Raw genomic sequence first — 19,590 nt, 5'->3', positions numbered from 1 at the left:
TGCGATGACGCCTGACGACCTTTTCGAGACGACGACCTCCACTAGCTTCGGCGGCGGCTGGCCTACAGTTGATAGCGAATTCAAGACTGAGCTGCTGGAACAGCTGCGTCGAGGTCCGGTCGATGCCGTTAATGATGTGGATGTGGCCGAAGCCCTCGCATTGTTGCTACACAGCGACTTTATGGCTTTTGGCACGGGCGGAGGAGAGCGGTTATCAGACGCTGAGGCTCGCCTCGCCCTGCGAGCCCTGCGAGCGACCTGCGCCCGGCTCGGCCTCGCGATCGAAGTTCCCTGGCAGGACTTCACATCCTTTCGCAGCTACTGGCTAGCACACGACGGATACGGATCATGGGCAGCTCGTCGACAGATGGTCGGCGAGGCATTCGAGCCCCTGCTCCAGCGGCTTTACCGGTTGCAGGAGCAAGTTCCCGCAGGCACCGTGGTGGCACCAGCTCTCAACGCTCTTACGGACCCTGCCGTCATCACTGAGCATCTGAAGCGCCTCGCCGCCAGCGTGGACACCGACCCTCGGCTGGCGGTCAGCGTCGCAAAAGACCTGGTTGAAAGTACCGCAAAGCTCGTCCTGCGAGAACGTGGCGTCGAATACAACCCAAAGGATGACCTCCCAGCACTTGTCGCGCAGGCACAGCAGGCACTACGCCTCCATGCTGCCGGCGTAGCCGACACGACAGAAGAGGCAAAGGCGCTGAAGACCATCCTTGGTTCGCTGTCTCGCCTGACTCAAGGAGTCACTGAGTTGCGCAACCAGGTTGGTGTGGGGCACGGACGGGACTCGGTCCCTGGATGGGTCCGCCCACGCCATGCCCGTCTTGCCGCCGGGGCTGCCACCACTTGGTGCAACCTGATGTTGGAGACACTCGGAGATCCCGAAGCGCCTTGGCGCGCATGAAGACCTTGGTCGGGACGGCCACCCTCAGCTTGGGAATCGGGTAGATCCTCCCGAAGCCGGGAAGTGGCCTGAGCTGTGTGGGCGATACTGGGATCGAACCAGTGACCTCTTCGGTGTGAACTATCGGACGTCGTAGGTGAGCTGGACCATGCCGTTGCCGAAACGACGTTCCCGCCGCAGCGACAACGACGTCCGCACCTTGTCCGGCAACACCCTGGTGCCTCCGCCGACGATGATCGGGCACATCAGCAGCTCGACCACGTCGACGAGCCCGAGTTGCAGGGCGCTGTGCGCGAGGTGCGGACCTTCGACCGTCAGATCCCCGGCCGATGCGGCGCGCGCGGACTCGACCGCCTCGATGGTCAGGGCCCGCTCCAGGCGCGTGTGCCGGGTCCATACCTCCGCCAGGGTGGTGGAGAAGACCACCTTCCGCGCGGCCTGCCAGGTCGTGGCGTAGGCGGCGGACTCCGCCGACTGCGCGGCGTAGGCAGGATCGGTCTCCCACCCGGCCATGGCCTCGTACATCCGCCGGCCGTAGAGATAGGTGGCCACCGTGGCGGCGTCTGCGTTGAGCGCGGCGATGACCTCCTCGTCCGGAAGTGCCCACGAGTAGTCGCCCTCGGCGTCGGTGTGGTAGCCGTCAAGCGAGCACGCGACCGAGTAGATGACGCGATTCATCCGCCAAGGCTAGATGCATCCGGGGCACCGGCCGGCTTGGGTCGCAGTGTGAAGAAACGGACGATGTCGTCGGCCGCGGTGGGCGACAGCATCATCGCCTGGACCCGTGCGGACATCTCGGCGACCTGCTCGGCTCGGTGGAACATCGCCGCTTCGTACGCCCGGATCGCCGAGTCCGGCTCGGCGGGGTTGGCGGCGAGTGCGCCGGCGAGTTCGGCGGCGTCGAGCATGGCCTGGTTGGCGCCCTCGCCGACCGGTGGCATGAGGTGCGCGGCGTCGCCGATGAGGGTGATCCCCGGCTGGTGGGCCCAGCGGGTGCCGGCGGGCATCGCTTCGATCCGGTGCGGCCTCGGCCCGCCGTCGGCGGCCTCGATGAGTGCGGTGAGGCGGGCGTTCCAGCCGTCGAACATCTCCCGCAGTGTGCGCTTGCTGCGGTAACCGTCGAGGTCGCGATCCTCCGCGTGCACGGAGATCCCGACCCGGATGCTGCCGTCGCCGAGGCGTTGTGCGGACAGGATCTGGTTCACGCCGACGCACCACAGGTTGCCGGGGCCGACCAGCTCGGCGAGGTCCGGATGGCACCGGTCGGCGTCGCTGATGCTCAGCTCGACCACCGTGGACACGTAGGCGGGCTGCACGTCGGTCAGCAGCGGTCGGACCACCGAGCGGGCGCCGTCCGCACCGACGAGGATGTCGCAGTCGGCCCGCTGGCCGTCGTGGAACGTCAGCCCGAATCCCCCGCCGGGTCGGGGCGTCGCCGCGACGAGCCGATGCCGCCACGCGACCGTGTCGCCCGGGAGCGAGTCCAGCAGCAGATCACGCAGTACGCTCCGGTCGATCTCGGGACGTCCGGCGAACGAGCCGGGTTGCGGCTTGTGGTGCACGAGGAGGCGTCCGGCCGGGTCGAGGATGCGATGCTCCTCGCCCTCGGGCCGCGCCGCGGACCGGAACCGGCCGGCGAGACCCGCCTCGGCCAGGGCCTTCTGCCCGGACTCCGGGTGCAGGTCGAGCGATCCGCCCTGTCCTCGCGCGGATCGGCTCGCCTCCCGTTCGTACACCACTGGGTCGATGCCGTGCCGGTGCAGGATCCGGGCCAGCGTCAGGCCGCCGAGGCCACCGCCGGCAATCGCTATTCGCATCATCAACCCCGCTTACCGTACGCTGTATCTCATGGATACGGCGTACGGTAGCGCACCGCTGCCGGTCTGGGAACGGCCCGAACCTCAGCCGCGAGCGGCGCCCGTGCCGCTGAGCCGCGCGAAGATCGCCGCCACGGCGATCCGGCTCGCCGACGACCACGGCCTCGACGGCCTCTCCGTACGCAAGATCGCCAAAGCGCTCGGTGTCGGTCCGATGCGGCTCTACGACTACGTGGCAAACAAATCCGAACTGCTCGACCTGATGGTCGACGCCGTGTACGCCGAGATCGCCGAGGCCGACCAGCCTGCCGAGTGGCGCGCCACGGTGCTGGCCATCGTGCACCGGACCCGCGCCGCCGCCCTCGACCACGAATGGTTCGCCGACCTGCTCGGCGCACGGCCCCGCCTGGGACCCCACGCGCTCGCCGTCGGCGAAGCCACCGCCGCGGCACTCAGCCAGGCCCCTGGCGTACGCGGCATCGACGACCTCCAGCGTGCGCTGAGCGTGCTCAGCGCCTTCCTCACCGGCGCGCTCCGCGCGGAGGTCACCGAGCGACGCACCGCCCGCTCCACCGGCACCGACGTGACCGCCTGGCAGACCAGCCTCGGGCCCTACCTGACCCGCATGCTCGACACCGGCCGCTACCCCACCGTCGCCCGACTCGTCGTCGAGGGCGCCCATCTCGACGCCGAGGAGACCTTCCACCACAACCTGACCACCGTCCTGGACGGCATCACCCGTGACCCGCGCCGCTGAGCACTTGCTCCTCACGCGGCGTCAGGTCACATAGTCGATGCCGTGGAGGAGCACCTGACCGTGGGACGGGTGGCGGAGTTGGCCGGCGTCAGCGTCCGCACCCTGCATCACTATGACGAGATCGGCCTCCTGGCGCCGTCCACCCGGACCGCGGCCGGGCACCGGGCCTACTCCGCGGCCGATGTGGAACGGCTCCGGGAGGTGCTCGCCTACCGGCGGCTCGGCTTCGGGTTGCGGGAGATCGCGGATCTGGTCGACGACCCGGACACCGACGCGGTCGCGCACCTGTGCCGGCTGCGCGGGCTGCTGGTGGACCAGCGCGAGCAGGCCGCCGCCATGGTGACGGCCATAGACCGGGAACTCCAGGCCCGGGCGATGGGAATCCAGACGACTCCGGAGGAGAAACTGACGGTGTTCGGCGCACAGTTGTACGACGTCATCGGATCCGCCTATCCCGCGACGCGGCGCACCGAGCCACGGATCGCCGCACGCATCTGGGCGGCGCTGGGAGACGCGCGAACCGTGCTGAATGTGGGAGCCGGCACCGGATCGTACGAACCACCCGACCGCGACGTCACGGCGGTGGAACCGTCGGCGGTCATGCGGGCCCTGCGTCCGGTGGGCGCGGCGCCCTGCCTGGCTGCCGCCGCCGAGAGCCTGCCCTTCGCGGACCAGTCCTTCGACGCCGCGATGGCGGTCAGCACCGTCCATCACTGGCCCGACCCGGTCGCCGGGTTGCGGGAGATGCGACGGGTGGCCCGCCGGGTGGTGGTGTTCACGTACGACGCCGATGACACCGGCTGGCGGCACCGGTTCTGGCTCACCCGCGACTACCTCCCCGAGTTCGCAGACCTCCTCGTCGGCTGGCCGTCCCTGGCCGACCTGACCCGCGCGATCGGCGGCCACGCGGAGCCGGTGCTCGTCCCGTGGGACTGCACTGACGGCTTCTTCGAGGCGCACTGGCGCCGACCCGAGGCATACCTGGACGACCACGTACGCCGGGCGGTGTCGGTGTGGGCCAGAGTCGGGCCACAGGCCGAGCAACGGGCGGTCCGCACCCTCCGCGAAGACCTCTCCTCGGGCCGGTGGGCCGAGCGCAACCGCGACCTGGTCGCCCTCGACGCCGCGGAACTCGGCCTCCGCCTGCTCATCGCCTGAACCGGCCAGGTGATCTCGCGTTTCGAGAATAGTTTGGACGCCGTCGATGCGCGTGGGGCACAGTCGGAGCGTGGCAGACTCCCGCACCGTGCGTCATCGCTCCATGGACGAGATCATGGCAGGGCTGCACCTCGTGCAGCGCTCCCCCCGAGACGTCGGCACCCTGGCGTTGGCCGTACGTCGACCCGCCGTCGGCGACCGGGAGGTCCTCTCCCAGGCCGAGCTGGACCCCGACGCCGGGCTGATCGGCGACAGCTGGAGTGAACGGCCCAGCTCGCGGACGCCCGACCGGTCACCGCACCCCGACATGCAGCTCAACGTCATCAACTCCCGTTTCGTCGAACTGATCGCGGGTCCTGACCGGGACGCCTGGGCGCTCGCCGGAGATCAGCTCTACCTGGATCTCGACCTGAGCGTCGACGCCCTGCCGGCCGGCACCCGCCTGGCCATCGGCGACCGGGCCGTGATCGAGGTGACCGACCAGCCACACACCGGCTGCGCCAAGTTCGCCGCCCGGTTCGGCCGCGACGCCCACAAGATCGTCTGGACCGAGGAAGGCAAGCGGCTGCGACTGCGCGGCCTCAACGCCCGGGTGCTCGTCGGCGCGACGATCAAGACCGGCGACACCGTACGCCAGCTCCCGGCGGCGGAGATCCCGTAAAATATCCTCCCGGCACGGCGTCGAATCCGCGGCGAGTCGTTCGGTGGACGCCGGCGTGTTCGTGTTCGGCGCGGGGCTCGAACGCCAACAGGCGAACGTCGTGGCCACAGACGGGAAGGTCACCGACGGCCCTTAGGTCATCGGCGGGTTCACGGTCGTCGACGTAGCCTCACGCGAAGAGGCGCTGACCTGGGCTGCCAAGATCGCCTGCGTCTGCCGCTGCGCCGCAGGAGGTGCGGGAACTGATGCCCGATCCCGAGACAGACGCGATGCTGCGCCGCGCCGGCAGGTGACGATGATGGCCTGCCTGTCGACCTGGAAGAGACGGCGGCGACGGTGACCCGGGGACCGGACACGAAGCGAAACCCGGTCCCCGGAGCCCCGCTGACACCAGCGAACCGGGAGATACGGCCGCACAACGCCACCAGCAGGGCCCTGTGCGACGCGAGACGGATCTTGCGCTAAGCTGTACCGGCTGTCGCGGGGAAGACCTAGCGATGGCATCGGGACGTGGCGCAGCTTGGTAGCGCACTTGACTGGGGGTCAAGGGGTCGTCGGTTCGAATCCGGCCGTCCCGACAGCACGAAAAGAGGCCGTCAACTGGGGTGAAAACCCTGGTCAACGGCCTCTAGTTCGTAGTAGGATGGTAGGCTTTTGCTGATTTTGACGTCCCGCACTGATGACTGACGCTGACCTGCCCGCCGACTGGTGGACGACGGACCACGTACGCACCTACCTCGCGTCGCTAGGTGCCCCGATCAGTCGCGCCACCTGGGCCTCTTACGTCTCACGCGGGCAGGCTCCCGCGCCCGACCGGATGTTCGGCCGGTCCCCGGCCTGGCAACCCGACACCATCCGAAAGTGGCAGGCCGAGAGGCCGCGTAGAGGCACCACCGGCTAGGTCGGAGCATCTGGTGCCTCCCGTCCTCGGCTCCCGTCTGCGGCGGCGCTGTGCTCGCCTGCCAATGAGACTGCCCGGCGGGCTGCCATCCGGGCAGGTGTTACGCACGGACACGAAGGACACGGCGTATGTCCACTGCCGCTCGGAAGGTCATGGTGCAAAGCAGACGGTATGCCTATGTCGGTCCGGCCGAACTCCGCAATCGGGTGGTCGCGGTCGACGTTGTCGCGGTGGATGCGGTTGCCTCGCTTGACGCGTGGCTGGCCGGGCGTGACCGTGGAGAACTCGCCGAGCCGGTCACGTTCGTCGTTGCTCTCGACGGCGTGCTCAACCTGGCACCGCGACGCAGTGAACACATTGCCCTCGCGGGCGGGCGGGACGTACTCGCCGCCGGTGAGATGGCGTTTGCCTCCGTGGGCACCAGATGGCGCGTCGTCGAGATAACCAACCAGTCGACTGGCTACTGCCCCGACCCGGACTGTTGGCATGCTGTGGCCAAGGCGCTCGACCGAGTCGGGATACCGCATCCCGGTGACTTCACCGACCGGATCGTCTTCCGGCGTTGCCCGTTCTGTCGCGAGCGCAACATCGTGCGCGACGACGACTTCACGTGCGCTCTGTGCGGCAGCACCCTGCCTGCGCAGTGGAACCTCACGTTCGACTTATAGCTTCCGGACTTGCCGCGGATAGCGACTACGACCCCGACGGCGTCGTGTGGCGGGCAAGCATGAGGGAAGCAGAACCGAGATCAAGCGGGTTGATGCCGGCGTCGAGGTGGATGTGTGCCCCGTCCGGTACACGGGAGTCTGCCAACGCAAGGCACATTCGCGCGAGGTCCCGTAGACCAGCAGGGTCGCCGAGGATTTCGACCGAGCCGTTGACGATCTCGACGATGACAGCGCCGCCTTCGGCCGGCGCCACGACGCCTATCGCGGGGTCATACGCCGGGACGGAAAGAGAGTTGTCGGTCATGGCAGGCATCTTGCCTGAGGAGCACGACTTCCGCTCATACAGGGATGATCGTTCCCAGTTGGCCGGGAGGAAGGATCACGGGTCATGGGGCGTGTGGTGGAAGTGTCAAGCCTGTTCGACGTGCGGCGGTGTCGCGGCGGGTTCGGTGATGCTGACGTCGTTCAGATCAGCCAGCCGATGCCCGAGGTGGATTATCGGTCGCTTGCGGCGCTTCTATCGGACCATCCGCGGGTGACTCTGCGCGTCTACGGCTCTGATGAGGAACTCGTGACGCTGCGGTTGCTGCGTTGGTTCCCGTATCTGCGTCGCTTCAGCATTGCTGGTCTGCACCACCTGACCGATCTGACGCCTCTACAGCAGTTGAGCGCCGAGGTCGAGTTCCTCGACCTCGGCGAGACCCGCACGCCTCTTGATCTCGCTCCGGTCGCCGCGTTTCAGGGACTTCGTCAGCTGCGAATCGTGGCGCACCGACGTGGACTGCCAGACCTGCTCAACGCCAATCCTGGTCTGCGTGGACTGGCGCTGTGGCGACTGCCCGTAGACCAGGTTCTGCCCGTCATGGCCCTGCCCGATCTGCAGTCACTGGCGCTGACGCTCGGCTCACTGACCAGCACCGAGTGGCTAGCCTGCGTGCCCACCCTCCGCTACCTCGCAGTGCGTGCGGTCCGCAAAATCGCCAACCTCGACGCGGTGACGCGTTTGCCCGCCCTGCAGTGGCTGTGGTTGGACGCCCTCACCTTGGACCACCTCCCCGACTTCGCCGCCTGCAGCACGCTGCTACGCGTCGACTGCACCGAGATGCGTCACCTTCGGCATCCGGCATCGCTGCAGGGTCTCGCGGCCGCACCCCGACTTCGGGAACTTATGGTCACCGAATCACGGCTGCCGATCGAGGCGTTCATTCCCTTCGTCGATCATCCCACGCTCGAACACGTCAGCGTCGGTCTCGGTACCGAACGCCGTAACCACGACGCCAAACGCCTGCTCCGCCGGACACCACCACGCGCCGACACGGACTTCACCACGGTGCACGGCCTCCTCCGAATGCGGTGACCCAGACGCAAGCCCGCCATAAACCGCGTCCGGATCTGCCGCGACTCACGCGCCACCCGACGGGTCACGGCCTGTTTGGAGGCCGACGCAGAGGTCCGAAGATCAGCCGCTTCGACGGTTGCCGTACTGGCGAGGGCTCTGCACCGTGCCGGGGCGGCCGTGGGCGCGGCTCGCGGTACCCCCGATGTGGTTGGCGGTGGCCTTGCCCTTGGACCGGCGTGCCGCCCGGTTCTCGAAGGGCTGCGGCTGCTCCTCCGTTCCCGCTTCGGCGTCAGCGGTGGGATCGGCGCCGCTGGTGGGGTCCGTCATCGGTGTCTCCTCGTGCTGTTCAGGACTGGGCTATTCGCTGCGGATCTGGAAGCGGGGCCGCCGCGATACGAAGACGGTAGCGGGTAGGCCGACCCGAGTCGGGACCGACTGCCCGGGTAGACCATCCGTCACGGCAGAGCCCTCGCCAAGGTAATCCAACCAGGGCACCGTCCAAGCACCCGAAGTTGCCGTGACGGAGCGTGACGGCGAATTCAGGGCCGGGGCCACCTCGACGGGGCTGGCAGGTGCCTCGGCGCTCGTCGCCCGCACCACGGCCAATGCCGACGCCGAGTTCACCGCAACCAACGCCACAGCTCTGGCGCACATCCCGCAAACCATCCTAGGACATCGACTGTGGTCCGCTACCAGGCCCAGGCAACAGCCCCCACAGGCCCAATAGGCTGGGTTGATCACGTTCAGCCGTGGAGGCGGGAATGGGGTACGAGACGGACGGGCTTCCGCAGGACCACCAACCGAACCTGGTCGGCCGGCAGGCCGATCCGGGGCGGCGGCACCAGACCGCCGGGCAAATCGTGACCAGGCACGGAGAACTCGCCGCCGAGCTGATCGAGCGGATGGACCGAGACCAACAGGCACGGTCCGAGGCCACCGACCGGGTGTCCGGTGACGACCTCTGGGCCCGGCTACAGGAGATCGACACCGACAACACCAGATGGCTCACACAGATCATCGACCGACATGGCTGGCCTCGACGCGGCGACGTCGGAAAGGACGCCGCCACCGCCGCCTGGCTGCTCGCGCAACATGCCGACCGCGACCCGGATCTCCAACGCCGCTGCCTTGGCCTGCTCGAACAGGCAGTACGAGACGGCGAGGCCGAACCGTCTCACCTGGCCTACCTCACCGACCGCATCCTCCGCGCCGAGGGCAGACCACAACGCTACGGAACCCAGTTCTGGTACGGGCCCGACGGCACCGGCCCCCTCCAGCCCCAACCGATCGAAGACCCCCAACACCTCGACGAACGACGCCGCAGCGTCGGACTCGGCCCCTTCGACGAGTACGCCGACCAGCTACGCCAACAAGAATCGGAGGACCATCGACGGCACTGACCGGCATCCGGGCGGCACCGCCGCTCAGGGAAGGGCTCGATGAGGGGTGCGATGGCCGAGGTCGCCCGCAAGGGCGTACCCGCGCCGGCCTGGCCGCGCCGATCACCAGGCGCAGGGTGTGTAGTCCTTGAGGAAGCAGCCGTACAGGTCTTCGCCCTGTTCGCCGCGGACGATCGGGTCGTAGACGCGGGCCGCGCCGTCGACCAGGTCCAGCGGGGCGTGGAAGCCGGCGTCCGCCAGCCGCATCTTCGTCGGGTGAGGCCGCTCGTCGGTGATCCAGCCGGTGTCGACGCTGGTCATCAGGATGCCGTCGGCCAGCATCTCCTGGGCGCTGGTCCGGGTCAGCATGTTCAGCGCGGCCTTGGCCATGTTGGTGTGCGGATGCCCTGGCCCCTTGTAGCCGCGGGCGAACTGGCCCTCCATCGCCGACACGTTCACCACGTACTTGCGGCGGGCGGTCGCTGCGGCCATCGCCGGTCGCAGTCGGCTGACCAGCACGAACGGCGCGGTCACGTTGCACAGCTGCACTTCGAGCAGCTCGACCGGGTCCACCTCGTGCACCCGCTGCACCCAACTGTTGACCGGGTCGAGGTCCGGCACCAGACCGCCGGCGTCGATGGCGTTGGCTGCCGCGATCCGTTCCGGCGAGGCGGAGCCGCTGGTCAGCGCCAGCGCGGTGAGCGCGTGCGGGGTGATGGTGGGCGAGTTCGGTGCGGCGATCAGGCTGCCCGCCGGGCCGCCCCGGCCGGCCGGTTTGGCGAACGTGATCATTTCCGGCAGCGGGCCGTCCGGCAGTGCCGCCGTCTCCGCGGCGACGAGTTGCGCGTACGCGGCAGGCGTGCGGCGGACGGTCTGCGCCGCGTTGTTGATCAGGATGTCGAGTGGTCCCTGGCCGCTGACCGAGTCAGCGAGCGCGATCACCTGTGCGGGATCGCGCAGATCGATCCCGACGATCCGCAGGCGGTGGAGCCACTCCCCGCTGTCGGACATCGCGGCGAATCGACGGACCGCGTCGTGGGGAAACCGTGTGGTCACCGTGGTGTGCGCGCCGTCGCGCAGCAGCCGCAGCGCGATGTACATGCCGATCTTCGCCCGGCCGCCGGTGAGCAGCGCGCGCCGGCCGGTCAGGTCGGTGCGGGCGTTCCGGCGCTCCCGGTTCAGTGCGGCGCAGGGCGGGCAGAGCTGATGGTAGAAGGCGTCCACCTCGCGGTAGCGCTGCTTGCAGATGTAGCAGCCGCGCGGTTTGTGCAGGACACCGGCCGTGGCACCCACGGTGGGGGAGACGAGCGGGTTGCCCTGGGTTTCATCGTCGATCCGACCCGGGGCGCCGGTGGCGGTGGCCGCCGTCACCGCGCCGTCGGCCGCCGCGATGGCATCCCGCCGTTCCTCGCGTCGCCGCTGCTTGATCATTTTATAGAGCTTCGCGGTGGCCCGCTGCACCCGCACCACGTCGGGGTGATCGGGAGGCAGGTCCTCCAACGCCTCGAAGACGCTGAGACAGGTCTCCAGCCGGGCCGGGTCAATGCGGTATTGACCGGTATCCGCAATCTTGTCCGCCGTCATGCCGTCGCTGTCTCCTCCCGTTCCCTGCGCCGGATCTATCCAGCCCATCCCAAGTCCGACCCGGAACTGTACGCACCCCGCGGCCTCCGACGCATCCCCGCGCCTGTTCACCAGCCCGAAGACCGCAGAGGTCGCGCCTGCCCGAGCCGCTCACCAAGGACGCCGCGACCACCGTGGTACGCACCCTACTGACCACCTGCGGCGACGACACACGAACCGTCTCCTGGTGGCTGGACGGCCTCACCCGCCGGACGGGATGTCCGCACCTCAGCGACTTGATCTTCTGGCCCGCCGGCCGATCCGGCACCGCCGAGGCCATCATCGACCACGCGTGGTCCTGCGCCCCGATCAGCCTGTAGCACCCTTCGACGAGCGTGACGTCGTCAGCGAGGTGACCGAGATCGGCGCGCGGTATTGACGATGCGGTGACACCCACTGCTGCCGCACACTCGCACGCATGGTCACGTCAGCAAACAGCGTCGCCGACCTGACCGCCGTGATGCGTACCGGGGCCCGGGTGAAGTTCCTGTTGTTCTGGGGCCACCGGCCGCAGCGCGACGGCGGCATCGGGGCCGGATGCCTGAGCCAGTGGTGGCCGGCACCTTTCACCATCGACGGCCGGCGCTTCGCCACCGCCGAGCACTACATGATGTGGCGCAAAGCCACCCTCTTCGACGACCATCCCACAGCCGCCAAGATCCTGACGACAACGCACCCGCACGCGGCAAAGACGCTGGGCCGGCAAGTCACCGGTTTCGACCAGCAGACGTGGGAGCAGCACCGCTACGAGATCGTGGTCACCGCAAGCATGGCGAAGTTCGGCCAACACCCCGCGCTGCGCACCTACCTGCTCGCCACCGGCAAACGGGTGCTCGTGGAAGCCAGCCCGCTGGACCGGATCTGGGGCATCGGCCTGGCCGCCGACCACCCCCACGCCACCAACCCCACACGCTGGCGCGGCCTGAACCTGCTCGGCTTCGCACTCATGCAAACCCGCGCCACCATGCACGAACAGGAACCGGCCGATGGCTAAGCCACCGCACCTGGTCACCGCCGAACACACGCTGGGCAACCTCGACGTCGAGCGAGTGCCCTGGTACGCGGCAGACTGGCTCACCACCGGACACGACGGGCCGGCGCTGCGTGAACTCGCCGGACTCGACGGCACCGGGACCTCGACGAGATCTGGCGCAGCCCGTTCACCGACCTACACGTCATCGTGGACGAATGGGACCAGGGCTGGGGGCGCGGCAACCAGGAACTGACCGCAACTGTCCGCCGACTATGCCGCGATCACCGATCCCGCGTACCGGCATCGTCAGGGCTTGACCTCTGACCCCGGCGCACAGCAGTTCTCAACCGCCAGCCGATGCCAGCACGAATCCCACGCCAAAAGCAACGACCCCCACCCGAACCGCTCGAAACATGAACGGCTTTGGTGGGGGTTACCGTGTCCGAATCGACATAAATCGATCATCAACCCGGATTAGGCCTGATCGACGTCATCCCGCTCGACTGACGCGCAGCCGAACTTGACGGGTCCCGAACCAGGCGTTCGGGACCCGTCTTTGCACACGAGCCTCCCTCAGCCGGACGCGCCTCCACGACCTGACGCGGTACACGCTCATGCCGATGAGCGGATACTGGCCTCTCTGCCTGTATCGAGGGGGGACCGGGGTGGTTAACCGAACCGGTCAGCGAGCTTCGTCAGCTTGGTGACGTACGCCGGCCAGTCGTAGTCGTGGGGGACGCCAGAGTTCTCCCGCCGCAAGCCGATCGCCCTGTCGTGCTGCTCGCGCATGATGTCGGCGTGACCGGCGTGACGAGCGAGGTCGGTGGTCACGTGGATGATGATCCTGTGCAGCGTCACGTCCTGTTCGCCTGGGCGCCACCACGGCACCTGCCCTGGCGCGTCAAGGGGTAGCTGTTCGATCGTCTGGTCCGCGAACACCCCGACACGGCGATACAGGTTGATCAGCCCATTCTTCGTCTCGCCCTCCTGCGCGTACCAGTCTGCCTGCGGGTCCTCCTCGAACGCCTGCATGGGGACCAGTTCCTCAGGCATCGGGAACTCCCGCCCGAAGACAGGCCCGAAGTAGCCGGCTTCGACGTTGAGGCAGTGCTTGAGGACTCCCAGCAGGTTGTTGCCGGTCGCGGTGCGGGGCAGCCTGGCCTCGCGTTCGCTCAGCCCGTCGAGCTTCCAGATCAGGTTGTCGCGAGTCGCCTGGAGGTAGTGGTGCAGCGCAGCCTTCGGGTCGCCCAGATCAGCCATGCCTGCCAGTCTTCCTTATGCGCCCGAGCCATTTCTGCGAGGCGTTGCCTGCAAGATCAGCACCCGGCTGGACCGGCCGTTCTACGCATCTGCCGCTGCGTGCTTGCCATCGGACATCGATAGTCGGTCCCGTGCGGCTGGTAGGTCGGAGTCGGGGCGGGAACGCGAACAGACGTGCCCTGGCGAGTTTTACGGAGATGCCGGACGTTGGCCAGCCGGTGAGTGATCAGGATCGTGATGCCGAGCCCCCGCCGGTCCCGGATGGCCTGGAAGAGGGCGTCCTCGGCGCGGGGGTGGAGGACGGACGACGGCTCGTCCATGATGAGCACGGATGGTGCCGCTGGTGGGGACGCGGAGGGTGGCGATCATGGTGGCAGGCGACACCACCGACTGAGGACAGGGTTCAGGCCTTCGCCGGCAACAGGATCGCGGAGGGGTGGTCGCCATCGTGCAGGATCTCGAGGTGGGTGACGTGGACGGTCGTGGCGGTCGCGACCGGCTCGTCCCCGCCGAGGTTGCGGGCGAACCGGGGAAACGCCCCGGCGGACACCTGAACGCGCAGGCGGTGACCGCGCCGGAAGACGTACGCGGTGGGTGACAGCTCCACGGTCACCTCGGTCGTGCCGTCGGGCCGAACGGTGACCAGGTCGTCGCACACGTTGATCGACTTGCCGCGCTCGTCGACGTCGCACAGCCGGACGAACAGGTCGTTGCTGGGCCGGTCGGCACGCAGCCACACCTGCGCCGTGACCTGCCCGACGACCTCCAGGTCGGACTCGAGCACCGGTGAGGTGAAGGTCAACACGTCCGCCCGCTTCTCCAGCGGCCGGTTGTCCTTGGGGCCGGGACCGTTACCGTCCAGCTTCGGCCCGCCCACCGACGGGGTCGGGTCGTTCGGGTCGTAGGTGAAGGTGCTCGGCGGCGAGGCCGGGTTCACACCCCGCTCCAGCGCACCGCCGGAACGCAGGTGCCAGCGCTGCTGCGGGTACCCCGCCGGCGGCCACTGGTCGAAGTCACGCCACTGCCCGACACCCATCACGAACAACCGCACCGGCGCCCGGTCGGCCGGCTGCTCTCCTCGCGCGAGCGCGGCCCCCCAATCAACCACCTGCTCGATCGCGGCGCCCATGCCCATGGGGTCGGCGTGCCACCACGGGCCGACGGTCAGCCGGGGGTTGCGGCCGGCTGCGGCCAGGGCCTGGAAGTCGCGCAGCTGGTCGGTCAGGAAGATGTCGTACCACCCGGTGATCGAGCTGACCGGCACGGTCACGTCACCGACGGCGCCGCTGTGGTCCTCGTCCTTCCAGTACGGGTCGTTCTGGTCATAACGCAACGTCTCCTGGAAGAACGGCGACTCGTGACCGAGCAGCGCCTTGTCCACACCGGTCAACGGGAGCGTGTTCATCGCCGCGGCGACGCGCTTACGGTCCAGGCCCAGCATGGACCGCAGCAACGCCCGCGGTCGCTCCTGCGTCTCGGTGTTCCACACCCAGTTGGTCAGCGTGTCGAGCTCGAAACGACCGGGACGCAGCAGGGTCAGCGCCAGCCGCGACGACGTGATGTGCGGAACCATGGCTTTGACCTGCACCGGCGCCTCAGCGGCGACCGCCCACTGGGTGTAACCGAAGTAGCTGGAGCCGGCCAGCACCACGCCGCCCTTGGCCCACGTCTGGTCCGCCAGCCAGCGCAAGGTGGCCAGCCCGTCCTCCCGCTCGTGCCGCATGGCCAGGAACGTGCCACCGGAGCCGAACGTGCCCCGGCTGCGCACCATCAGCACATGCATGCCGCGCTCGGCGATGGCCCGGCCGTACATCCACCCCAGCGGGCCACCCGGCCCGTACGCGGTCCGCACCACCACGGTGGGCAGCTGCTCCAGCGGGATGCCGGCGGAGCCCGCGGGCGCCCAGTGGTCGGCGAGCAGGGTGACCCCGTCCTCGACCGTGATCGGGATGTCCCGTTCCACCGTCACCTCGCGGGTGACGGCCGGCGGAAGCTTCAGCATTCGCTGCCCGAGCCGACCGGCCAGTTTCGGGACGAAATTATTCTTGGGGCGGGTGCTCACGATGGTCTCCTGTTGATTAGGACGAGGCGGTGCGGGGGCCGAGGGGTGAAGCGGTCTCACGGGACGAGGACGACGCGGCCCTGGGCCGTGTGCTCCTGCAGTCGCTGGTGAGCGGTCGCCGCCTGCGCGAGGGGCAGCAACTCGATCTCGGTGTCGGCGAGCCCGGAGGACGCGGCGGTCAGGGCGGCGGCCGCGGCGGCGGGGACGGCTTCCGGGTGCGCCGGCAGGTAGCCACCGGCGTTGAAGCCGGCCACGATGAAGTTGCCCTGCCAGATCGTGTTGCCGTTGACGCCGTGCTCCCACTCGCCGCTGGCGTTGCCGACCAGCAGCAGCCGGCCGCCCGGGGCGAGCAGTTGCAGGCTCTCGGTGCGGACCTGCCCGCCGACCGGGTCGACGACCACGTCGAACTTCTCGTCGCCGAGGACGCTCAGCATGGTGGCCGAGTCGACGATCTGGTCGTACGGCAGCCTGCTGGTGGCTGCCGCGGCCACCCGATCATTGCGGACAGTGCCGACCACCCGGGACGCCCCGAGCTGCTTGGCGACACCGGGGAACGCCGCCGCGAGCGCGCCGAACGCCCCGTGCACCAGGACCCGCTCCCCCGGGTGCAGCTGGATCGGGCCGGTGAGAGCGACATGGGCCATCAGCGCGTTGGGCACGACGGCCACCGCCAGCGCGGGGTCGAGGTCGTAGGCTTGGGTCGACAGCACCCTGGCCCGGTCGCTGACATACACCGATGCGTAGCCGCCGGTGGCCGACGCCGACAGGGTCACCACCTTCTCGCCGATCGTCAGATCGGTGACGCCCTCGCCGAGGGCCCGGACCGTGCCGGCGACCTCGAGGCCAGGGACGTACGGCGGCTGCGGCAGACCGGGCACGCCGTCGTACAGCCCCTGCCGGAGGTAGACGTCGATCAGCCCGACCGCGGCGTGGGTCACGTCGATCGCCACCTGGCCGGGCCCGAGCTCGGGGTCCGGCAGCTCCGTGAGCGCCAGGACCTTCGCCTCGCCGAACTCAGTTACCTGTACAGCCTTCATGGCGGCTCCCTCCCCACTTAACGCACTCTGTGTAGCGTTAAGTGGCGTCAGCATATGCGGAAGACGTAGCGCAGCGCAAGGTGCGTTATGGTGGGGTCATGCGTCAGCGGGCACGATCGATCGATGACAAGCAGCGTCGTTCCGAGGATTTGCTGGTGGCCGCCGAAGCGGTGGCCCTCGAGCGGGGTGGCGTCCGGTTCGTGACGCTGGCCCCGGTCACCGAGCGAGCCGGCCTGCACCGCACGGGGGTGCGGCGCTACTACGCCAGCAAGGAGGAGTTGCTTCTCGAACTGGCCGAACGCGGCTGGCAGCAGTGGAGCGCGGCGATCACCGACAAGGTACGCGACAGCGACGGCCTCGGGCCGCGCGAGGTGGCTCTGGTGCTGGCCGACACCATCGCGTCCCTGCCGGTCTTCTGCGACCTGCTGACCCACGTGACGCTGAGCCTGGAAGGCGACGTCGACATCGAGCGCGCCCGGCAGTACAAGACCAAGGCATTCGCCGCCTACGACGAGATCGTGGCCGCCCTGGACCGGGCGAGCAGCATGACCGTCGACCAGATCCAGGCGCTGCTGGCGGCCACACTCGCCTTCGCCGCCAACTTCTGGCAGGTGTCGAACCCCACTCCCACCCTCGCGTCGCTGTATGAGCAGGTGCCGGAATGGGGCCACGTCGCCTTCGACTTCCGTCCCCGGCTCCAACTGCTGCTGCAGTCGACCGCTGTCGGACTGGCCGAGACGCTCACTGCCACCTGATGGGGACGGCCGCGCGGCCGGCTGGAGCCGGTCACGCGGCCCACCCGGCGCTGCCACGCGGCTCCAGATGACGTACTCGACGCGGGTCGGGGCGTCGGTGATTTCGATGGTGGTCACGCCGGTGAGCTGGGGAGCGTATGCGGACGGCAGGAGCGCTACTCCGAGGTTCTGCGCGACGAGCCGGGTCATCAGGTAGGCACTGGTCACCTCGAAGGCCACGTCGCGGGTCAGGCCGGCGGCGGCGAAAGCCTGGTCGGACTGGATACGGCCGGCAGTCTTCGCGGGCAGGTCGACGAAGACCTCACCAACGAGCCGGGCCAGGTCGACGGCGCTCTCGTCGGCGAGCGGATGATCCGGCGAGACCGCGGCGACGAGCCGGTCGCGGGCCAGGGCACGGGCGTGTACCCCTCGGGGCCGGGCGGTGGTCGGCAGGCCGAGGAAGGCGACCTCGATCGCCCCCTGCCTGACCTGTTCGACGAGTTCCTCGCTGGCGCCGACCCGGAGGCTGATGCGTACGCCCGGGTAGCGACAACGGAAGTCGCGGAGGGCCTGCGGCAGATCGACGGCGGCGACGGTGGGGATCAGGCCAACGGCGAGGCGACCGCGCACGCGCCCGACCGCGAGGTCATGTTGGGTGTTGCCGTCATCACTGCCAGCCTGTTCACCTTCGTCACCACCGAGCTGATGCCGGTCGGTCTGCTTAGTGCGATCAGCAGCAGCCTGGAGATATCGGTCGGCACCGCCGGGCTGATGGTCACCCTGTACGGCATCTCCGCCGGCCTCGGCGTGCCGTTCCTGGTGGCCTGGACCAGCCGAAACGGTCACCACCGAGACCGTCTGCGCCATCACCGATCTCCACGTCCATCAGGCGAAACCAGCACAACTGGCGACGTGAATCCGCAGCCAGATCCGCACCGGCACCGGCCCCGAAGTCATGGCCGCTCTGCGCAACGCCGCCATCGGCGCCCTACGCCTGACCGGAGTCACCAACATCGCCGCCGCCAACCGGCATCACGCCCGCGACAGCACCCGCCCGCTGGCGCTACTCGGCATCACCTGACTTTGCCGGGGCCCTGGGCTATGCCCTGTACATTCTCCTCTGCCCGGTCTCGTTCGATCACCCGCCAGCCACCGCCATGCAGTGACCTCTTTGCACGTAGGCATCCGAAACGGCGCACTACTTTCGGCTACGAGCGATGCCCGAGGGCCCCGAGGATCGTCTCGGTGACCGCGACGGGTTCGGAAACACTGAGCGCGTGGGAGGCGCCGGGGATCTCGCGTACGCCGCGCGCCTCGGCGCGCTCCGCCATGAACCGGTGGAGGGCGACGGGGATGTTGAGGTCCCGGTCGCTGAAGACGAACCAGGACGGAATGGTCCGCCAAGCCGGCTTCTCGGTGACCAGACCGGTGGAAAGTGCCTCCTCGGTGACCGGGCGCTGGGTCGCGGCCATCACGGCGGCCTGCTCGGCGGGCACGTCGGCCGCGAACTGACGGTGGAAGGCGTCCTTGCGGATGGCGAACTCGTTGCCGCCGGTCGAGACCGGGTAGGCGGTCAGAGCGGCGCCTAGGGTGCTGCCGGGGAACCGGGTGGACAGCTCGAGCGCGGACTCACCGGTGTCGGGGGCGAAGGCGCAGACGTAGACGAGCCCGGTGACGGCGTCGTTGCCGGCGGCCGCTTCGGTGATCACCATCCCGCCGTACGAGTGGCCGACCAGCAGGACCGGGCCGGCGAGGCTGGCGATCATGTCGCGGACGTACGCGGCGTCGCCGGCGAGGCCGCGCAGCGGGTTGGCGACGGCGACGACGTCGTGGCCGACGGCGGCCAGCCTCTCGACGACGCCCTTCCAGCTGACGGATTCGGCGAAGGCACCGTGGACGAGAACGATGGTGGACATGGGCTTTTCCTCTCTCGGGTGGAGGTCTTGCGCTGGCTGTCGATACGAGGACCAGACGGCCCCGAGGTATGTGACAGGGCGTTAGTCTGGCTACGGAGACGATCTTCGGGAGGGTCGGCGTGGGCGATCTCGAGGAGGCGGCGACGATCTTCATGGGGGTGCGCCCACGCCCCTGCAGTCGACCGAACCGGCCGTGCGCCAGCTCGTCAGCCGGGCGCGAAGGCACGTCGCCGGCGACCGCAGGATGCCGGTGCCGGAGGACGTCCAGCGGCGGCTGCTGGCCACCTTCCTGACCGCCGCCCGCACCGGCGACCTGACGGCGTTGGAGCGGCTGTTCACCGCCGACGTGGTCAGCGTCTCCGACGGCAACGGCGCACGCCGGGTCTCCCGCCGGG

General features: G+C 68.9%; 21 protein-coding genes, 1 tRNA gene and 1 pseudogene. 12 read left to right on the top strand and 11 right to left on the bottom strand.

Annotation, left to right across the window (positions count from 1 at the left end):
• Nucleotides 1-4 precede the first annotated feature (4 nt).
• Nucleotides 5-910, top strand: coding sequence for an abortive infection family protein (locus C1I93_RS05330; RefSeq protein ID WP_111242089.1), 906 nt, complete (start codon nt 5-7; stop codon nt 908-910).
• A 120-nt stretch (nt 911-1,030) separates the two neighbouring features.
• On the opposite strand, the gene C1I93_RS05325 is transcribed toward C1I93_RS05330, so the two are convergent.
• Together C1I93_RS05325 and C1I93_RS05320 are read right to left on the bottom strand one after the other, a co-directional pair.
• On the bottom strand, nt 1,031-1,588 hold the full coding sequence (locus C1I93_RS05325) for a dihydrofolate reductase family protein (RefSeq protein ID WP_111242088.1): 558 nt from the start codon (nt 1,586-1,588) through the stop codon (nt 1,031-1,033).
• Entirely contained in the window at nt 1,585-2,727 is a 1,143-nt protein-coding gene (locus C1I93_RS05320; protein ID WP_111242087.1) for an FAD-dependent oxidoreductase, read from the bottom strand. The genes C1I93_RS05325 and C1I93_RS05320 overlap by 4 nt, the downstream gene beginning before the upstream one ends.
• Before the next feature lie 31 nt (nt 2,728-2,758).
• On the opposite strand from C1I93_RS05320, the gene C1I93_RS05315 reads away from it, so the two are divergent.
• From C1I93_RS05315 to C1I93_RS05290, 5 genes are all read left to right on the top strand, one after another.
• Nucleotides 2,759-3,484: a TetR/AcrR family transcriptional regulator gene (locus C1I93_RS05315; RefSeq protein WP_181445018.1), complete on the top strand. Its 726-nt coding sequence runs from the start codon at nt 2,759-2,761 to the stop codon at nt 3,482-3,484.
• A gap of 42 nt (nt 3,485-3,526) precedes the next feature.
• A complete protein-coding gene (locus tag C1I93_RS05310) occupies nt 3,527-4,642 on the top strand; it encodes a MerR family transcriptional regulator (RefSeq protein WP_111242086.1) in 1,116 nt (371 codons plus the stop codon).
• A gap of 70 nt (nt 4,643-4,712) precedes the next feature.
• Complete coding sequence (locus C1I93_RS05305) at nt 4,713-5,303, top strand: MOSC domain-containing protein (protein WP_111242085.1); 591 nt, start codon at nt 4,713-4,715, stop codon at nt 5,301-5,303.
• A 504-nt stretch (nt 5,304-5,807) separates the two neighbouring features.
• A tRNA-Pro gene (locus tag C1I93_RS05295) sits at nt 5,808-5,881 on the top strand.
• 451 nt (nt 5,882-6,332) lie between these two features.
• Nucleotides 6,333-6,872, top strand: a complete 540-nt coding sequence (locus tag C1I93_RS05290; RefSeq protein WP_111242084.1) for a hypothetical protein — start codon at nt 6,333-6,335, stop codon at nt 6,870-6,872.
• A gap of 25 nt (nt 6,873-6,897) precedes the next feature.
• On the opposite strand, the gene C1I93_RS05285 is transcribed toward C1I93_RS05290, so the two are convergent.
• A complete protein-coding gene (locus C1I93_RS05285) occupies nt 6,898-7,176 on the bottom strand; it encodes an Imm32 family immunity protein (RefSeq protein WP_111242083.1) in 279 nt (92 codons plus the stop codon).
• An 84-nt stretch (nt 7,177-7,260) separates the two neighbouring features.
• Here C1I93_RS05285 and C1I93_RS05280 point away from each other — a divergent pair, with 84 nt between their 5' ends.
• Nucleotides 7,261-8,229 (top strand): leucine-rich repeat domain-containing protein, encoded by a 969-nt coding sequence (locus C1I93_RS05280; RefSeq protein ID WP_111242082.1) that lies wholly within the window; start codon nt 7,261-7,263, stop codon nt 8,227-8,229.
• A gap of 102 nt (nt 8,230-8,331) precedes the next feature.
• Here C1I93_RS05280 and C1I93_RS05275 read toward each other — a convergent pair whose 3' ends face one another.
• A complete protein-coding gene (locus C1I93_RS05275; protein ID WP_111242081.1) occupies nt 8,332-8,538 on the bottom strand; it encodes a hypothetical protein in 207 nt (68 codons plus the stop codon).
• 434 nt (nt 8,539-8,972) lie between these two features.
• Between C1I93_RS05275 and C1I93_RS05270 the strand changes: the two genes are divergently transcribed.
• On the top strand, nt 8,973-9,611 hold the full coding sequence (locus C1I93_RS05270; RefSeq protein WP_212808534.1) for a DUF6624 domain-containing protein: 639 nt from the start codon (nt 8,973-8,975) through the stop codon (nt 9,609-9,611).
• A gap of 102 nt (nt 9,612-9,713) precedes the next feature.
• On the opposite strand, the gene C1I93_RS05265 is transcribed toward C1I93_RS05270, so the two are convergent.
• Nucleotides 9,714-11,174, bottom strand: coding sequence for an SDR family NAD(P)-dependent oxidoreductase (locus C1I93_RS05265; protein ID WP_111242080.1), 1,461 nt, complete (start codon nt 11,172-11,174; stop codon nt 9,714-9,716).
• A gap of 457 nt (nt 11,175-11,631) precedes the next feature.
• Here C1I93_RS05265 and ybiA point away from each other — a divergent pair, with 457 nt between their 5' ends.
• Nucleotides 11,632-12,207 carry a riboflavin biosynthesis intermediates N-glycosidase gene (gene ybiA / locus C1I93_RS05255; protein ID WP_111242078.1) on the top strand — a complete coding sequence of 192 codons (576 nt, stop codon included), beginning with the start codon at nt 11,632-11,634 and terminating at the stop codon, nt 12,205-12,207.
• Nucleotides 12,200-12,439 carry a hypothetical protein gene (locus tag C1I93_RS05250; protein WP_111242077.1) on the top strand — a complete coding sequence of 80 codons (240 nt, stop codon included), beginning with the start codon at nt 12,200-12,202 and terminating at the stop codon, nt 12,437-12,439. Before ybiA ends, C1I93_RS05250 begins: the two co-directional genes overlap by 8 nt.
• A 416-nt stretch (nt 12,440-12,855) precedes the next feature.
• Here C1I93_RS05250 and C1I93_RS05245 read toward each other — a convergent pair whose 3' ends face one another.
• The 3 genes from C1I93_RS05245 to C1I93_RS05230 form a co-directional block, all read right to left on the bottom strand.
• Nucleotides 12,856-13,446, bottom strand: a complete 591-nt coding sequence (locus tag C1I93_RS05245; RefSeq protein WP_111242076.1) for a DinB family protein — start codon at nt 13,444-13,446, stop codon at nt 12,856-12,858.
• Nucleotides 13,447-13,849: 403 nt separating this feature from the next.
• A complete protein-coding gene (locus tag C1I93_RS05235; protein WP_212808535.1) occupies nt 13,850-15,508 on the bottom strand; it encodes a CocE/NonD family hydrolase in 1,659 nt (552 codons plus the stop codon).
• A 56-nt stretch (nt 15,509-15,564) separates the two neighbouring features.
• Entirely contained in the window at nt 15,565-16,545 is a 981-nt protein-coding gene (locus C1I93_RS05230; protein ID WP_111242073.1) for a quinone oxidoreductase family protein, read from the bottom strand.
• A gap of 98 nt (nt 16,546-16,643) precedes the next feature.
• Here C1I93_RS05230 and C1I93_RS05225 point away from each other — a divergent pair, with 98 nt between their 5' ends.
• A complete protein-coding gene (locus C1I93_RS05225) occupies nt 16,644-17,300 on the top strand; it encodes a TetR/AcrR family transcriptional regulator (RefSeq protein ID WP_181445017.1) in 657 nt (218 codons plus the stop codon).
• Between the two features lie 117 nt (nt 17,301-17,417).
• Here C1I93_RS05225 and C1I93_RS33040 read toward each other — a convergent pair.
• Nucleotides 17,418-17,909, bottom strand: a pseudogene (locus C1I93_RS33040) (LysR substrate-binding domain-containing protein); the annotation flags it as partial.
• Nucleotides 17,882-18,058, bottom strand: coding sequence for a hypothetical protein (locus C1I93_RS31370; protein ID WP_181445016.1), 177 nt, complete (start codon nt 18,056-18,058; stop codon nt 17,882-17,884). The gene C1I93_RS31370 and the pseudogene C1I93_RS33040, both read right to left, overlap by 28 nt.
• 176 nt (nt 18,059-18,234) lie before the next feature.
• Here C1I93_RS31370 and C1I93_RS32255 point away from each other — a divergent pair, with 176 nt between their 5' ends.
• A complete protein-coding gene (locus tag C1I93_RS32255; protein ID WP_018828300.1) occupies nt 18,235-18,360 on the top strand; it encodes a hypothetical protein in 126 nt (41 codons plus the stop codon).
• Between the two features lie 127 nt (nt 18,361-18,487).
• Here C1I93_RS32255 and C1I93_RS05210 read toward each other — a convergent pair whose 3' ends face one another.
• Complete coding sequence (locus C1I93_RS05210) at nt 18,488-19,195, bottom strand: alpha/beta fold hydrolase (protein ID WP_111242072.1); 708 nt, start codon at nt 19,193-19,195, stop codon at nt 18,488-18,490.
• Nucleotides 19,196-19,590 lie beyond the last annotated feature (395 nt).

The organism is Micromonospora endophytica (assembly GCF_003236305.1).
GTDB classification, from domain to species: domain Bacteria; phylum Actinomycetota; class Actinomycetes; order Mycobacteriales; family Micromonosporaceae; genus Micromonospora; species Micromonospora endophytica.
This window is presented reverse-complemented; position numbering and strand designations above follow the sequence as displayed.

What these genes read in the sequence shown, in the direction of transcription:
- C1I93_RS05250 (WP_111242077.1), top strand. Translation starts at nt 12,200, where the DNA reads ATGGCTAAGCCACCGCACCTGGTCACCGCCGAACACACGCTGGGCAAC.
- C1I93_RS05325 (WP_111242088.1), bottom strand. Translation starts at nt 1,588, where the DNA reads ATGAATCGCGTCATCTACTCGGTCGCGTGCTCGCTTGACGGCTACCAC.
- C1I93_RS05265 (WP_111242080.1), bottom strand. Translation starts at nt 11,174, where the DNA reads ATGACGGCGGACAAGATTGCGGATACCGGTCAATACCGCATTGACCCG.
- C1I93_RS05230 (WP_111242073.1), bottom strand. Translation starts at nt 16,545, where the DNA reads ATGAAGGCTGTACAGGTAACTGAGTTCGGCGAGGCGAAGGTCCTGGCG.
- C1I93_RS05225 (WP_181445017.1), top strand. Translation starts at nt 16,644, where the DNA reads ATGCGTCAGCGGGCACGATCGATCGATGACAAGCAGCGTCGTTCCGAG.
- C1I93_RS05330 (WP_111242089.1), top strand. Translation starts at nt 5, where the DNA reads ATGACGCCTGACGACCTTTTCGAGACGACGACCTCCACTAGCTTCGGC.
- C1I93_RS05275 (WP_111242081.1), bottom strand. Translation starts at nt 8,538, where the DNA reads ATGACGGACCCCACCAGCGGCGCCGATCCCACCGCTGACGCCGAAGCG.
- C1I93_RS05285 (WP_111242083.1), bottom strand. Translation starts at nt 7,176, where the DNA reads ATGACCGACAACTCTCTTTCCGTCCCGGCGTATGACCCCGCGATAGGC.
- C1I93_RS32255 (WP_018828300.1), top strand. Translation starts at nt 18,235, where the DNA reads ATGGCCGCTCTGCGCAACGCCGCCATCGGCGCCCTACGCCTGACCGGA.
- C1I93_RS05270 (WP_212808534.1), top strand. Translation starts at nt 8,973, where the DNA reads ATGGGGTACGAGACGGACGGGCTTCCGCAGGACCACCAACCGAACCTG.
- C1I93_RS05290 (WP_111242084.1), top strand. Translation starts at nt 6,333, where the DNA reads ATGTCCACTGCCGCTCGGAAGGTCATGGTGCAAAGCAGACGGTATGCC.
- C1I93_RS05245 (WP_111242076.1), bottom strand. Translation starts at nt 13,446, where the DNA reads ATGGCTGATCTGGGCGACCCGAAGGCTGCGCTGCACCACTACCTCCAG.
- C1I93_RS05210 (WP_111242072.1), bottom strand. Translation starts at nt 19,195, where the DNA reads ATGTCCACCATCGTTCTCGTCCACGGTGCCTTCGCCGAATCCGTCAGC.
- ybiA (WP_111242078.1), top strand. Translation starts at nt 11,632, where the DNA reads ATGGTCACGTCAGCAAACAGCGTCGCCGACCTGACCGCCGTGATGCGT.
- C1I93_RS05280 (WP_111242082.1), top strand. Translation starts at nt 7,261, where the DNA reads ATGGGGCGTGTGGTGGAAGTGTCAAGCCTGTTCGACGTGCGGCGGTGT.
- C1I93_RS05320 (WP_111242087.1), bottom strand. Translation starts at nt 2,727, where the DNA reads ATGCGAATAGCGATTGCCGGCGGTGGCCTCGGCGGCCTGACGCTGGCC.
- C1I93_RS05315 (WP_181445018.1), top strand. Translation starts at nt 2,759, where the DNA reads ATGGATACGGCGTACGGTAGCGCACCGCTGCCGGTCTGGGAACGGCCC.